This is a genomic window from Klebsiella michiganensis, assembly GCF_002925905.1.
Classification (GTDB): domain Bacteria; phylum Pseudomonadota; class Gammaproteobacteria; order Enterobacterales; family Enterobacteriaceae; genus Klebsiella; species Klebsiella michiganensis.
Genome location: NZ_PRDB01000006.1, coordinates 158,467 through 172,639 on the forward strand (window position 1 = coordinate 158,467; position 14,173 = coordinate 172,639).

Annotated in this window: 13 protein-coding genes and 1 pseudogene; 5 read left to right on the top strand and 9 right to left on the bottom strand. The window is 57.8% G+C overall.

Annotated elements, in window-relative coordinates; translation table 11 throughout:
• Window positions 1–37: 37 nt before the first annotated feature.
• Window positions 38–1,525, bottom strand: coding sequence for a carboxypeptidase M32 (locus tag CDA56_RS14990; RefSeq protein WP_103815454.1), 1,488 nt, complete (start codon window positions 1,523–1,525; stop codon window positions 38–40).
• Window positions 1,526–1,825: 300 nt separating this feature from the next.
• On the opposite strand from CDA56_RS14990, the gene CDA56_RS31260 reads away from it, so the two are divergent.
• The gene (locus CDA56_RS31260; protein WP_004851273.1) at window positions 1,826–1,918 is read left to right on the top strand and encodes a KPN_01571 family protein; all 93 of its coding nucleotides are present in this window, start codon (window positions 1,826–1,828) and stop codon (window positions 1,916–1,918) included.
• 35 nt (window positions 1,919–1,953) lie between these two features.
• Here CDA56_RS31260 and CDA56_RS14995 read toward each other — a convergent pair whose 3' ends face one another.
• On the bottom strand, window positions 1,954–3,204 hold the full coding sequence (locus CDA56_RS14995) for an MFS transporter (RefSeq protein ID WP_014229535.1): 1,251 nt from the start codon (window positions 3,202–3,204) through the stop codon (window positions 1,954–1,956).
• A gap of 118 nt (window positions 3,205–3,322) precedes the next feature.
• Here CDA56_RS14995 and CDA56_RS15000 point away from each other — a divergent pair, with 118 nt between their 5' ends.
• The 3 genes from CDA56_RS15000 to bioD all read left to right on the top strand — a co-directional run bounded on the left by CDA56_RS15000 (window position 3,323) and on the right by bioD (window position 6,393).
• The gene (locus CDA56_RS15000) at window positions 3,323–4,216 is read left to right on the top strand and encodes a LysR family transcriptional regulator (RefSeq protein WP_025105786.1); all 894 of its coding nucleotides are present in this window, start codon (window positions 3,323–3,325) and stop codon (window positions 4,214–4,216) included.
• 133 nt (window positions 4,217–4,349) lie between these two features.
• Window positions 4,350–5,570 carry a sugar metabolism global transcriptional regulator Mlc gene (gene mlc, locus CDA56_RS15005; protein ID WP_014229533.1) on the top strand — a complete coding sequence of 407 codons (1,221 nt, stop codon included), beginning with the start codon at window positions 4,350–4,352 and terminating at the stop codon, window positions 5,568–5,570.
• Between the two features lie 127 nt (window positions 5,571–5,697).
• Window positions 5,698–6,393 (top strand): dethiobiotin synthase, encoded by a 696-nt coding sequence (gene bioD, locus CDA56_RS15010; protein WP_004851267.1) that lies wholly within the window; start codon window positions 5,698–5,700, stop codon window positions 6,391–6,393.
• Here the strand turns inward: bioD and clcB are convergent.
• From clcB to CDA56_RS15040, 6 genes and pseudogenes are all read right to left on the bottom strand, one after another.
• On the bottom strand, window positions 6,346–7,641 hold the full coding sequence (gene clcB, locus CDA56_RS15015; RefSeq protein ID WP_064357329.1) for a voltage-gated ClC-type chloride channel ClcB: 1,296 nt from the start codon (window positions 7,639–7,641) through the stop codon (window positions 6,346–6,348). The genes bioD and clcB overlap by 48 nt on opposite strands.
• A gap of 141 nt (window positions 7,642–7,782) precedes the next feature.
• Window positions 7,783–8,391 carry a Tat proofreading chaperone DmsD gene (gene dmsD / locus CDA56_RS15020; RefSeq protein WP_102803267.1) on the bottom strand — a complete coding sequence of 203 codons (609 nt, stop codon included), beginning with the start codon at window positions 8,389–8,391 and terminating at the stop codon, window positions 7,783–7,785.
• Window positions 8,392–8,431: 40 nt separating this feature from the next.
• On the bottom strand, window positions 8,432–9,289 hold the full coding sequence (locus tag CDA56_RS15025; RefSeq protein WP_014229530.1) for a DmsC/YnfH family molybdoenzyme membrane anchor subunit: 858 nt from the start codon (window positions 9,287–9,289) through the stop codon (window positions 8,432–8,434).
• A gap of 1 nt (window position 9,290) precedes the next feature.
• A complete protein-coding gene (locus CDA56_RS15030) occupies window positions 9,291–9,908 on the bottom strand; it encodes a DMSO/selenate family reductase complex B subunit (RefSeq protein ID WP_032719195.1) in 618 nt (205 codons plus the stop codon).
• A 10-nt stretch (window positions 9,909–9,918) separates the two neighbouring features.
• Window positions 9,919–12,354: pseudogene (ynfE, locus tag CDA56_RS15035) on the bottom strand (selenate/tellurate reductase subunit YnfE).
• Window positions 12,355–12,502: 148 nt separating this feature from the next.
• Complete coding sequence (locus tag CDA56_RS15040; protein WP_004119709.1) at window positions 12,503–12,754, bottom strand: DUF1161 domain-containing protein; 252 nt, start codon at window positions 12,752–12,754, stop codon at window positions 12,503–12,505.
• A 102-nt stretch (window positions 12,755–12,856) separates the two neighbouring features.
• On the opposite strand from CDA56_RS15040, the gene CDA56_RS15045 reads away from it, so the two are divergent.
• Window positions 12,857–13,567 carry a YnfC family lipoprotein gene (locus tag CDA56_RS15045; RefSeq protein WP_014229527.1) on the top strand — a complete coding sequence of 237 codons (711 nt, stop codon included), beginning with the start codon at window positions 12,857–12,859 and terminating at the stop codon, window positions 13,565–13,567.
• Here CDA56_RS15045 and speG read toward each other — a convergent pair.
• Window positions 13,561–14,121, bottom strand: a complete 561-nt coding sequence (gene speG, locus CDA56_RS15050; protein ID WP_004102449.1) for a spermidine N1-acetyltransferase — start codon at window positions 14,119–14,121, stop codon at window positions 13,561–13,563. The genes CDA56_RS15045 and speG overlap by 7 nt on opposite strands.
• Between the last annotated feature and the right edge of the window lie 52 nt (window positions 14,122–14,173).

Genomic DNA, 14,173 nt, shown 5'->3' on the forward strand with positions numbered 1-14,173 from the left:
TGGGACACGGCGTCGGGCGCGGCCCGACGCCGGTGATTTACAGATAACGCGAGGTAAGGTGCTGGCGGAAATAGTCGCTGTTAAGGTCTTCTCCGGTTGCATGCTGAATCAGCTGCGAGGTGGTAAAACGGCTACCGTGCTGCCAGATATTTTGCCGCAGCCAGTCAAACAGGGCGCTGAAGTTACCGTTGGCGATATCGCTTTCCAGCTGCGGCAGCGCCCGTCTGGCGGAAGCCATCAGCTGAGCGGCGTACATCGCGCCAAGCGTGTAGGAAGGGAAATAGCCAAAACCGCCGTCGGTCCAGTGGATATCCTGCATACAGCCGTCGCGATAGTTGCCGAGGGTGGAAAGTCCCAGCCAGTGCTGCATTTTTTCATCCCACAGCGCCGGAATATCCTCGACCTCAATATCGCCATCAATCAGCGCGCGTTCAATTTCGTAGCGCAGAATAACGTGTGCCGGATAGCTCACTTCGTCAGCGTCGACGCGGATAAAGCCCGGCTTGACGCGCTGATTCCATGCGATGAAGTTTTCGTGGCTAAAGGCCGGCTGTTCACCAAAGTACTGGCGTACCGTTGGCAGCAGGCGCTGCAGGAAGGCGTCGCTACGGCCAAGCTGCATCTCGAAAAACAGGCTTTGCGATTCATGGATCGCCGTGGAGCGGGCGAGGGCAATGGGCTGATCGAGCCAGTTGCGCGGCAGGTTTTGTTCATAGCGCGCGTGGCCGGTTTCGTGAATGACGCCAAACAGCGCGCTGAGCAGGTCGTTTTCGTTGTAGCGCGTGGTGATACGGACGTCCTGGGGCACGCCGCCACAGAACGGGTGGGCGCTGATATCCAGGCGTCCGCCGTCAAAATCAAATTCCAGCACGCGCATCGCCTCCAGCCCCAGCTCGCGCTGGTCGGCAATCGGAAACGGCCCTTGAGGTTCGATGAGCGGTGTTTGCGCCTGCTTCTCAACCACCTTCTTCAGCAGCGAAGGAAGCCAGGATTTCAGGTCCGCGAACAGTACGTCAAGACGGGCGCTGGTCATATCGGGTTCAAAAATATCCAGCAGCGCGTCGTAGCGGGAACCGCCTTTTGCCGCAGCCCGAATCTGCGCCTCTTCGCGACTCAGTTTGACGACGTCACGCAGGTTCTCGGCAAAACCCTGCCAGTCGTTCGCCGGACGCTGGCTGCGCCAGGCGTGCTCGCAGCGGCTACCCGCCAGCGATTTCGCTTCCACCAGGCTTTCCGGCAGCAGCGCCGCCTGTTCGTACTGGCGGGTCATTTCGCGCAGGTTGGCCTGTTCCACATCATTTAGCTCTTCCTGAAGCGCATTCTGCAGCCATTCACCCACTTTTTTATCGGTCAGGATCTGATGCTGCAAAACGCCAAGCTCGGCCAGCGCTTCGCCGCGGGCCGCGCTGCCGCCGGGGGGCATCATGGCGAACATATCCCAGCCGGCGATGGCGGAAAGATGCGAGAAGCGGGAGAGTCGCTGGAAGGTGCGGGTAAGCTGATGATAATTTTTATTTTCGGTCATGTTTACACTCTGACGGTGGCAAGTGAACAAAAGCTTTTTCGTGGGCCTACACTATCGCGATCCGCCGATGGGGTCGAGGGATGCGGGCGCTTTCGACATAAATCACCCCGACGTTAATGGGAAATTGCCCACAGCGTCGGCTCGCCCGCTCGACGCAAGCATCAGCATAATGTAGTGATTAATCGATTGCGTATTTTATGTTTGGCTCGAAATAATCCAGATGTGCGTAAAGTAGCAGACGCTTTCTCTGAACTACGGCTAAACTTAATGCAGGCACAGGCCGCCGATGCGAGGTGGATTATGAATCCGTTTACCTGGCTGTTTATAGCACTGCTTTCCGTCGATGCCGTTAGAGAACTGTTGGGAATGTCGTCGGTACTGGGGATGTGGTGAAGAGCGTGGCCCGTTTCAGGCCACGTTAATCTGCGTTATTTCAGTCGCTTGTGTAAACACGCGCCGGTGAGCAGCGCCGCCAGCAGCATCAGCGCGATAAACCCACCTACGCCGTTCCAGCCGTAGTTATGCCAGAATACGCCGCCTAACGTCCCCGCCATGCTGGAACCCAGATAGTAGCTGAATAAATAGAGCGATGACGCCTGGCCGCGGGCACGACGCGCGCGCGGGCCAATCCAGCTGCTGGCCACCGAGTGGGCCGCGAAGAAACCCGCGGAAAACAGCAGCATGCCGATAAAAATCAGCCACAGCGACGAGAACAGGGTCAGCAGCAGGCCACCGAGCATCACCGCAGTCGAGAACAGCAGCACCGGGCCGCGACCGTAGCGAACGGTCATGGCCCCGGCTTTCGGCGAACTCCAGGTACCGGTCAAATAGGCCACCGATAGCAGGCCAACGACCGCCTGGCTGAGGGACCACGGCGAAAGCATCAGGCGGTAACCGATATAGTTAAACAGCGTCACGAATGACCCCATTAACAAGAAACCCTCAAGAAACAGCAGCGGCAGCCCGCGATCGCGCCAGTGCAGGCGGAAGTTGATCAGCAGCGATTTTGGCCGCAGCGAGGTTGGACGGAAGTGGCGCGATTCCGGCAGGATGCGCCAGAACATCAGCGCGGCCGCCAGCGCGAAGCCGCTAATGACCGCCAGCGCTATCCGCCAGCCGAAGAAATCGGTAAATACCCCCGTCAGCAGACGGCCGCTCATGCCGCCAATGGAGTTTCCGCTGATATAAAGACCCATTGAGAACGCCACCACGCTGGGGTGAATCTCTTCGCTCAGATAGGTCATGCCGACCGCCGCCACGCCGCTCAGCGACAGGCCGATCAGGGCGCGCATCATCAGGATCCCATGCCAGCTGGACATCATCGTCGACAGCAGTGAGCAGCAGGAGGCTAGCACCAGCGCGGTAACCATCACCTGTTTGCGGCCAATGGCGTCGGACAGCGGACCGGTAAACAGCAGGCCGACCGCCAGCATCGCCGTGGAAATCGACAGCGAGATACTGCTGCTGGCCGGTGAGACGCCGAATTCACTGGAGAGCACCGGGAGGATCGGCTGGACGCAATAAAGCAGCGCGAACGTCGCCAGTCCGGCAGAAAAGAGGGCGAGAGTGACGCGAATAAATTGCGGAGTACCGCGTTTGATAAACTGGTTTGGCTGAGGAGCGATGATGTCGCTGACGTCGTTTGCCGGGGCGGTGTCAACGGTAGTTGTACGACTCACGGAAAAATCCTTGCTGATATACAGAGAGTTAAGTGACCGCAATGGCCACTTATTCAGGGTATGAAAATGTAAATATTCTGTCTAATATATTAATAATCTCAAATAAGACGTTTTAAATATGAATATTGAACTGCGCCATCTGCGCTATTTTATTGCCGTGGCGGAAGAGCTCCATTTTGGCCATGCGGCGGCGCGGTTAAATATCTCTCAGCCGCCGCTTAGCCAGCAGATTCAAATCCTTGAACAGCAAATTGGCGCGCGTCTGTTTGCTCGTACTAATCGCAGCGTCAGCCTGACCGAAGCCGGAAGGCAGTTTCTCGCCGATAGCCGGCAGATCCTCTCGCAGGTCGATGATGCTGCCGCGCGCGCGGCTCGGCTTCACCACGGCGAAACCGGCGAGCTGCGCATTGGATTTACCTCATCGGCCCCCTTTATCAAGGCGGTTTCCGACACGCTGTCGACCTTTCGCCGCCGCTATCCCGATGTACATATTCAGACGCGGGAAACCAACACGCGCGAGCAGATTGTGCCGCTGAACGAGGGCGCGCTGGATCTGGGACTGATGCGTAATACCCAGCTGCCGGATACCCTGGTCTGGGAAAGAGTGCTGCGCGAACCGCTGCTGGCGATGGTGCCCCGCGATCATCCGCTGGCCAGCAAGCCGCGCGTAAGCCTGCGGGAACTGGCGCGGGAGCCGTTCGTGTTTTTCGATCCCCATGTGGGTACCGGGCTGTATGACGACATTCTGGGCTTGATGCGCCGCTACGACCTGACGCCAGCCATCACCCAGGAGGTGGGGGAGGCAATGACGATTATCGGCCTGGTGGCCGCCGGGCTTGGCGTGTCGATTTTACCGGCGTCCTTCAGGCGGGTCCAGCTGTTGGAAATGTGCTGGCTGCCGATCGAAGAGCAGGACGCGGTGTCGGAAATGTGGCTGGTGTGGTCGAAGCATCACGAACAGGGGCAAGCGGCCCGGCGTTTTCGTGAATCGCTGCTTGCCAGCGCCACATGAGACATTTAGGACAAATAACGGCTAAAAATGTGCGGTAAATCACAAGGCTAAGCAAAAATTTGACGAGTACCGTTGAAGTGCTTCACCATAGCCATCAGTTTATTTCGAAGCGCGAAAATAAAGGGAGTCAACGGTGGTAGCGGACAGTCAGCCAGGCCATATCGATCAAATTAAGCAGACCAACGCGGGCGCGGTTTATCGCCTGATTGATCAGCTTGGCCCGGTGTCGCGCATCGACCTCTCGCGCTTCGCGCAGCTGGCCCCTGCCAGCATCACCAAAATCGTCCGCGAAATGCTGGAAGCGCATCTGGTCCAGGAGACGGAAATCCAGGAGCCAGGGAGCCGGGGAAGGCCTGCCGTTGGCTTGATGGTGGAAACCGAAGCCTGGCACTACCTCTCTATCCGCATCAGCCGCGGCGAGATCCACCTCGCGCTACGGGATTTAAGCAGCGCGCTGGTGGTGGAAGAGCAGCTGGAACTGGCGTTACAGCACGTTCAGCCCTTCGCGAGCCGGCTGCTCGATCAGGTTGACCAGTTCTTTATTCGTCACCAAAAGAAGCTGGAGCGTTTAACCGCCATCGCCGTCACCATGCCGGGGATCATCGATACCGAGCACGGTATCATCCACCGGATGCCGTTTTATGAAGACGTTAAGGACATGCCGCTGGGCGAAATCTTAGCCAATCATACCGGCGTATCGGTTTACATTCAGCACGATATCAGCGCCTGGACCATGGCTGAATCGCTGTTTGGCGCCTCCCGGGGAGCGCGAGATGTGATTCAGGTGGTGATTGACCATAACGTTGGCGCGGGCGTGATCACCGACGGTCGTCTGCTGCACGCGGGCAGCAGCAGTCTGGTCGAAATCGGCCACACCCAGGTCGATCCGTATGGTAAACGCTGCTATTGCGGTAACCATGGCTGTCTGGAAACCATTGCCAGCGTGGAGAGCGTGCTGGAACTGGCGCAGATCCGCATGGCGAAGTCGATGAGCTCAATGTTGCATCAGCAGCCGCTGAGCGTTGAATGGCTATGTCAGGCCGCGCTGCAGGGGGATTTACTGGCGCGGGACATTATCAGCGGCGTCGGGAACCACGTTGGACGGATTCTGGCGATTATGGTTAACCTCTTTAACCCGCAGAAAATCCTTATCGGCTCTCCCTTCAATCTCGCCGCGGATATTCTGTTTCCGGCAATATCTGATTGTATTCGACAACAATCGTTACCAGCCTACAGCCGACATATTGCCGTGGAAAGCACCCAGTTTTCTAACCGGGGAACGATGGCTGGCGCGGCCCTGGTAAAGGATGCCCTCTATAACGGATCGCTGCTGATACGACTGTTACAGGGTTAACATTTTTTCATATTCACACCAAAAATTGCGCTATCTCAAGCTGGCTTCCGGCAGCATCGCGTAGACTTTTTCCACAGTTGATTATTTCTCTCCCGTATATTTCATCAACATAACTGTGGGGTTAGTGATGTTTAAGCGTTTCTTCATAACAGGTACTGACACCGCTGTCGGCAAGACGGTGGTTTCCCGTGCGCTGTTGCAGGCACTGGCTGCCAGCGGCAAAAGCGTCGCCGGGTACAAGCCTGTGGCGAAGGGCAGTAAAGAGACGCCGGACGGACTGCGGAACAAAGATGCGCTGGTCTTACAGAGCGTGTCATCGCTGGTGTTACCGTATGAAGCTGTCAATCCCATCGCGTTAAGCGAAGATGAAAGCAGCGTGGCGCACAGTTGCCCGATCAACTACGGACTGCTGTCGGATGGTCTCCAGCGCCTCAGCGGCCAGGTTGAACATGTGGTGGTTGAAGGTACCGGCGGCTGGCGCAGCCTGATGAACGACCTGCGTCCGCTTTCGGAATGGGTGGTGCAGGAACAGCTGCCGGTGTTAATGGTCGTCGGCATTCAGGAAGGCTGTATCAATCATGCTCTGCTGACCGCGCAGGCGATTGCCAACGACGGCCTGCCGCTGATCGGCTGGGTGGCCAACCGGATTAACCCAGGCCTGGCGCATTATGCTGAAATCATCGAGGTGCTGAGCAAAAAGCTGCCGGCGCCGCTGATCGGTGAACTGCCTTACTTACCGCGCGCGGAGCAGCGTGAACTGAGCCAGTATATCGACTTATCGATACTCGGCGAGGTGATGGCGGTAGATAGAATCCCGGCGTAACGTCCGCGACAGCACCGACGCCAGTACGCTGGCAATCAGTAAACCGGGCAGTAAAACGTATTGTCCGGTCATTTCACAAATCATCAGCGTGGACATAATCGGCGCGTGGGTGGTGGCTGCCAGAAACGCCGCCATGCCGGTTAAGCCAACCACTATCGCGATAGCCTGGTAATCAGGTAGCCATAGTCCGGTCAGGCTGGCGAACAGCATGCCAATCCCCAGCCCAACAAACAGCGTTGGGGTAAAAACGCCGCCCGGCGCGCCGGAACCGCTGCTGGCCAGCACGGCGAGCAGCTTGCAGACAAACACCACAATCATGGCGCTGAAGAGCGGCGGCGAAAGAAGATAGCTTTGCACAACGCTATAGCCATTTCCCCAGACGGCCGGCGCGAGCAGCGACAGCAGACCGACGATAAGTCCGCCCAGCGCCAGCTGCCACGGAGGCGACAGGCGCAGCCGGACAAAGCACCGGTGGCTATAGCTCATCAGCCAGATAAACAGCGGCCCGCAAAGCCCGGCCAGCAGCGCCGTCGCCAGCATCAGCGCATAGTGCGTCGCGCTCAGGGTTTCGTGGAATTCAACGTGATACAGCGGAGCCGAATCGCCGTTCAGCAGATTGGTCAGCAGCAGGGCCACCACCGCGGCAATCACCACCGGGCCAAGCGACGCCAGCATCAGGGTACCGAATAAGATCTCGGCGATAAACAGGCTCCCGGCCAGCGGAGCGTGGTAAGCGCTGGCCATCCCGGCGGCGGCGCCGCAGGCTACCCATAGCTTCCACTCTTCTTTTGGCGTAAAGCGGCGGGCGAACAGCGATGCGGCCAGCGCCGCCAGCAGGATCATCGCCCCCTCGCGACCGATGGCGCTGCCGGTCGTCACCACCAGCAGAGAGGCCAGCGATTTTACCAGGCTGGCTGGCGTATCAAACACGCCGTCGCCGGTCTCGAGCGCTTCCATATAGTCGGTTGGCGCACGGGGCCGCGCAAGGGTGCGGCGCTGCCAGAGCCAGAGCAGGGCGCCAGCCGCAAGGCCGCCAAGCGCGGGCGTCAGCAACCGACGCCATGGTGGCAACGACTCGGCGGCGTTCACCAGGCTTCCGCTGTCATTGCTCAGAAACAGGCTTTCCAGACCGGTCATCGCATGGCGAAACAGGGCAACCGCGAGCGCGGCGAGGACGCCGACCAGCATGGCGATAACCATGCGGCGAAACATAACCTGAACATCAGGATAAGCGTGAAGACGATGCATCAGCGAATTCGGTTAACGGGAAATGGGGCTTATTTTTACCGGGAATAAGCATAGACGCAAAAGCGATAAGTGCGAAAGAGATTAAATGTGACGTTGTCACGAAGTGCGTTATGCCCGGCGGGCGGGCATAACGTCAGGGCATTAGCGGTAGAGCGGCTTATCCGCGACCGCGCAGGGCAGCCGCGCCTGCCATCGCGCCAGCGTTTCTTGCGCCAGCTGACCAAGAGCCTGATAAAAAGGGTTTCCCGCCCCGGCAATAAACACGCTCAGAAAACGGCCCGACCACGGTAGAAGATGCCAGGCCAGAAGCTGGTTAAATGCCTCATCCTGACCGGATTCACAAAGCCAGGCCGCCAGCAGCAGCAGCGTACCGAAGTGGTCTTCCGGTTCAGCGCGTTGCTCAGACAAACCGATGCCGTTAGCACGCATCCACTCGCGCAGCGCCAGCGTAGAGTCGCCAAACAGCACGCTTTCTTTATCCAGCCAGACGGAGCCCCACGGCGGCGCAGGCAGCGCCCACGGGCCGATGAACAGCCGCTGCCAGGCGTCCGCCAGCGGTTCATCGTCTTCGAGAGCGAACTGCGCCGCCAGGCCGTTCGAGACCGGCCAGGGCCACTGACTTTGCCAGCTGCCGTCGCGCAGGGCGGCAACCAGCGGAGCAGCCTGCTCGCTGCCCGGAGCATAAGAGAACAACGCCCCCAGCGTACGGGCGCTGAGTGCGACGGCATCGCGGTCTTGCGATTGCATCATATCTATTCCTTACTGCAGAGGGTGCCGCGGCACCCATTCATTAACCGGCAATCGCCGTACCGACGGTCATATGTAGGCCATAAAACAGGCCGCGACCGATAAACTCGCCGAGTAATACCAGTATCAGTCCGAGCAGCAGGCTGGCGATGCGCGGGTTTTTCTTTCTTGCCAGCGGGCAGATCCAGCAGCCAAGGCCCAGCGTCAAAAATGCTAAACGCAGGATTTGTAGCCAGCCGTAGTTTGGCAGCAGGGCGCTGGCCTGCTGCACGGAACTGCGGATCTCCGCCAGTTCGCTGTTCTGCAAAATGACCACGGCCAGGCTTGCCAGCAGCGCGAGGACGCTCATCGACGCGAAGACCGTGCCGTTAAAAGGCACGTTGGCTACCCGCAGCAGCAGGGCGGCGAAAAGCGGCCCGCACAGCACCATCGTCAGGAAGAAGGCGGCGGTGGTGTAGGCATTATACCAGGTCGGCACGGTATTAATTTGATAGACCAGGGTCATCTCGAGGACGAACAGGCAGCCGAGCAGCATGGTGAGCAGAAGCCAGGCCTTGGCCAGGATTGCCGGCATTTTGCCGAGAAACGTCAGCAGCCACCAGACTCCTCCGACGGCGAAAAACAGCGCGCCGCTGGCGATTTCATTACTTAACGCCGATGCGCCGACCCGGGTAAGAGAGTTAAATGCCCGCAGCGGCGAGCCGAGGTGGATAATCGACGCCAGAAAGCCAATCCCCATGACCAGCCAGATAAAAAACATGCAGCGCACCAGGCGCTGCCGGGCTTCGGAGTTATTATTCAGCGAAAGCCAGCCGAGCCCGCTGACGATAATCGCCCCTGCAACGCTTTGCCCCAGCACCGTAAACAGCACCAGCGGCCATTCATGCCATCCATTTCCCATTTTACACCTCCTTCGGATTGGCCAGATAGCCGGTGGTATCACCGCACGGACGCGCGTTGGCGTTCGGTTTGATCGCGATACTCGGCCTGGTGAAGTGCGCGGACGGCAGCGGGGCGACGGCGGCAAGCTGACCGTGCTTTTCGCGCAGTTCTTCGATGGGACCAAAGTCGAGCGCCCGCAGCGGGCAGGACTCGACGCAAATCGGCTTTTTACCCTCGGCGACCCGGTCATAGCAGCCGTCGCATTTGGTCATATGGCCCTTTGCCGCGTTGTACTGCGGCGCGCCGTACGGGCAGGCCATATGGCAGTAGCGACAGCCGATGCATACCTCTTCGTTCACCACCACAAAGCCGTCATCGCGCTTGTGCATGGCGCCGCTGGGGCACACTTTTGTGCAGGCCGGGTCTTCGCAGTGGTTGCAGGCGATGGACAGGTAATAGGCGAAGACGTTTTGCTGCCACACGCCGTTGTCCTCCTGCCAGTCGCCGCCCGCGTATTCGTAGATGCGGCGAAAGCTTACGTCAGGCGTGAGGTTTTTATAATCCTTGCAGGCCAGCTCGCAGGTTTTACAGCCGGTGCAGCGGGCGGAATCGATAAAAAATCCATACTGAGCGCTCATGGTTTACTCCTTAAACCTTCTCGATTTCGACCAGATTGGTGTGCTGCGGATTGCCTTTAGCCAGCGGCGAAGGACGGTGCGTCGTCAGCGTATTAATACAGGAGCCGCGATCGATACGATCGCCATTCATGTTGGCGTCATGCCAGGCGCCCTGGCCCATCGCCGACACGCCGGGCATGATGCGCGGGGTCACCTTAGCCGGAATGCGCAGCTCGCCGCGGGCGTTGAATACGCGCACCATATCGCCGTTCTTAATCCCGCGCTTTTCGGCGTCCAGCGGATTTAGCCACACCTCCTGACGACAGGCCGCCTGCAGGACATCCACGTTGCCGTAGCTGGAGTGGGTACGTGCTTTATAGTGGAAGCCGAACATTTGCAGCGGGAATTTCTCACGCAGTGGATCGTCCCACCCTTCGAAAGTAGAAGCATATACCGGTAATGGACTAATGGTTTCGTCTTTTTCCAGCTGCCATTTGGCGGCGATATCCGCCAGACGGCTGGAGTAGATCTCGATTTTACCCGACGGGGTTTTTAGCGGATTGGCGACCGGGTCTTTGCGGAAGTCGCGGTAGGCCACAAAGTGACCGTTGGGGTCTTTACGCTTATAAATCCCCATCTTTTTCAGTTCATCGTAGCTCGGGAGCGCCGGGTCTTTCGCCAGCATTTTCGCGTACAAATGCTGCAGCCACTGCTCCTGGGTGCGGCCTTCGGTAAACTTCTGGTGGACATCCTCGCCAAGCCGTTTTGCCACTTCGCTGAGGATCCAGTAGATAGGTTTGCGCTCGAATTTAGCGGAGGTAACTGGCTGAATAAAGATGAGATAGCCCATATTGCCGGCGTAGTCGTTGGGAATAATGTCTTCCTGCTCGACGGTCATCAGGTCCGGCAGCAGGATATCGGCGTATTTGGCCGAGGAGGTCATAAAGTTTTCGATAACCACGATCGTCTCGCACTTGCTTTCGTCCTGCAGGATCTCGTGGGTCTTATTGATATCGGAGTGCTGGTTAATGATGGTATTGCCGGCGTAGTTCCAGATGAATTTAATCGGCACGTCCAGCTTCTCTTTTCCTCGAACGCCGTCGCGGGTGGCGGTCATCTCCGGGCCGCGGTCGATGGCGTCGGTCCAGCTAAAGCAGGAGATGGCGGTTTTGACCGGGTTGGTCAGTACCGGCAGGCGTTCAATGGTGATGGTATAGGTGGATTCGCGGGCGCCGCTGTTGCCGCCGTTAATGCCGACGTTGCCGGTCAAAATAGGCAGCATGGCGATCGCCCGGGAGGTCAGCTCGCCGTTAGCCTGGCGCTGTGGTCCCCATCCCTGGCAAATGTAAGCCGGCCTGGTGCTGCCGATTTCCCGGGCCAGCTTGATGATGCGGTCGACGGGAATGCCGGTGATCCGCGAGGCCCATTGCGGCGTTTTCGCCACGCCGTCATCGCCCTGTCCAAGAATATACGCTTTATAATGCCCGTTCTTCGGGGCATCTGCCGGCAGCGTTTTTTCATCGTAGCCGACGCAGTACGTATCGAGGAACGCCTGATCGACCAGATTTTCATTAATCAGCACCCAGGCGATACCTGCCACCAGCGCGGCGTCGGTGCCGGGGCGAATCGGGATCCACTCATCTTCCCGCCCGGCGGCGGTGTCCGTGTAGCGCGGGTCGATAACGATCATCCGCGCACTGGAGCGCTCGCGCGCCTGTTCTAAATAATAAGTAATACCGCCGCCGCTCATGCGGGTTTCCGCCGGGTTATTGCCGAACATCACCACCAGCTTGCTGTTTTCGATATCGGAGGTGCTGTTGCCGTCATTGCTGCCGTAGGTGTAGGGCATGGCGCAGGCAATTTGCGCGGTACTGTAGGTCCCGTACTGGTTTAACGAACCGCCGTAGCAGTTCATCAGGCGCATAACCGGTGAGGCGGTGGGCGACGATCGCGTCATATTGCCGCCGACAATCCCGGAGGAGTAGTTAATATAAACCGCTTCGTTGCCATACTCTTTGACGATGCGTTTGAGATTGTCGGCGATCGTATCCAGCGCCTCCTCCCAGCTAATGCGGACAAACTTGCCTTCGCCGCGTTTGCCGACGCGCTTCATGGGATAGTTAAGGCGGTCGGGATGATTAATGCGGCGGCGGATGGATCGGCCGCGCAGGCAGGCGCGCACCTAGTGATCGCCATAAATATCCGCGCCGGTATTGTCGGTTTCGACCCAGACGACTTCATCGTCACGCACGTGTGAACGCAGGGCGCAGCGGCTGCCGCAGTTGACCGAACAGGCGCCCCAGACGATACGCTCCTCGCCGTGAGCGGCGTCTTGCACCGCGGCAGCGGCGTGACTCAGGCTGAACGGCAGCGATAAACCGCCGGCGGCGAGAGCCAGCGAACCAAGGGCGGTTGATTTGATTAGCGTTCGACGGGTAAGGCCGTCGGTATGTTCCTGGTTAGACATTGCTCACTCCATGATTTTGTTATAATGGCGTAATGCCAACGCCTTCGTAAGGTCGGCGTGGAGAGTGAGGAATCATACTTAAAATGGAGTAGAGAGATCTTATCCCTGGTCAACCGAGGGATAAGACTTCTCCAGACATTCGGCGAGGTTACTGCGCACCGCTGTCGCGGGTATAGATGATTTTAAAGGTGTCGTTGGCGCAGTGGCCGACAACCTGCGCGCCGGGCTGATCGGGCTGGTCGTTCGGGACTATCGTCAGGCTGAAGCCCGATTCCGGGACGCCGTTGTTGATGATTTTTTGCTGAATATCGCTTTTTACCCGCTCGCAGGAATCCGGCGCCGCGAAAGCAGCTGTCGAACCCAGCAGCAGAGCCGCACATAGCCAGGGTGATAGTTTCATCATAAACTCCTTATTAACGTTATCCAGATTTAAGCATAGCAGAAGTGGTGTAAACAATTGTATTTGCTAATATGATTGAACTATGCACAAAAGGAATCGCGCGTGAAAAAACGGTTGTTGCTGTTACTGGCTGTCGGGGCTCTTAGCGCCTGCGATGAAAAGGGCGCGCCGCAGGCCTTCACCCCGGAAATGGCCAGCTTTTCTAACGAATTTGAGTTCGATCCGCTGCGCGGGCCGGTGAAAGCGTTTAGCCAGACGCTGTATGACGAACACGATCAAGTGGTGAAGTGGGTTAAAGGGCGTTTATCCAGCGAAGGATGCTTTGACCTGCTGGCATTTGAGGATCGGGAGAATAAAACCGGCGCGGCGTTGGTGCTGGACGCTAACTACTACCTGGATGCGCAAAGCCACGAAAAGCGCCTGCGTTTACAAGGCAAATGTCAGCTGGCGGAAATGCCCTCGGCGGGGGTCTCCTGGGAAACCGATGATAACGGGTTTGTCGTCACCGCTCGCGGCAAGGAGAGTACAGCGACGTACCGCTACGATAGAGAAGGCTATCCGCTGGGCAAAACCACCATAGCCAAAGGTGAACAATTTACGGTGGCCTCAACGCCGTCATCCGATCCGCGCAAAAAAATGGACTACACCGCAGTGAGCACCTTCAATGACCGCGCGCTGGGCAACGTAAGCCAGACCTGCGATTACGACAGTCACGACAACCCGGTAAGCTGCGAGCTTAAGGTTGTCGACGACAGCGTGCAGCCTGCGTTAACCCGCCACTACACCATCAAAAGCACTATTGACTATTACTGAGCCGTCGGTTTCAGCAGCGTCTGGCCCTGCGGTTTATGCTCGGCCAGATACTGGTGCTGGAACAGGCACATGCGGATGGTATTGCGGTATTCGCCGTTAATAAAGAATTCATGAATCAGCTCGCCTTCCACCATAAATCCGAGCTTGCGGTAGATGTGGATCGCTTTTTCATTTTCTTTATCGACGATGAGGTAGAGCTTATACAGGTTGAGCACCATAAAGCCGTAGTCCATCGCGAGCTTAGCGGCGCGGGTGGCCAGACCTTTTCCCTGATAATCGGGAGAGATAATGATCTGAAACTCGGCGCGGCGGTGCACGTGGTTGATTTCAACCAGCTCAACCAGTCCGGCCTTTTCGCCGTCGCATTCAATGACAAAGCGGCGTTCGCTCTGATCGTGAATGTGTTTGTCGTACAGGTCGGAAAGCTCAACAAAGGCTTCATAGGGCTCTTCAAACCAGTAGCGCATAACGCTGGCGTTGTTGTCGAGCTGGTGGACAAAGCGAAGGTCTTCGCGCTCAAGCGGGCGGAGTTTGACGTGATAAGCGTCAGTCATGGGAGTACCTGTGTGTTATAGCGAAGTTTTGGTGATTGTGGCGCCCGTGCGG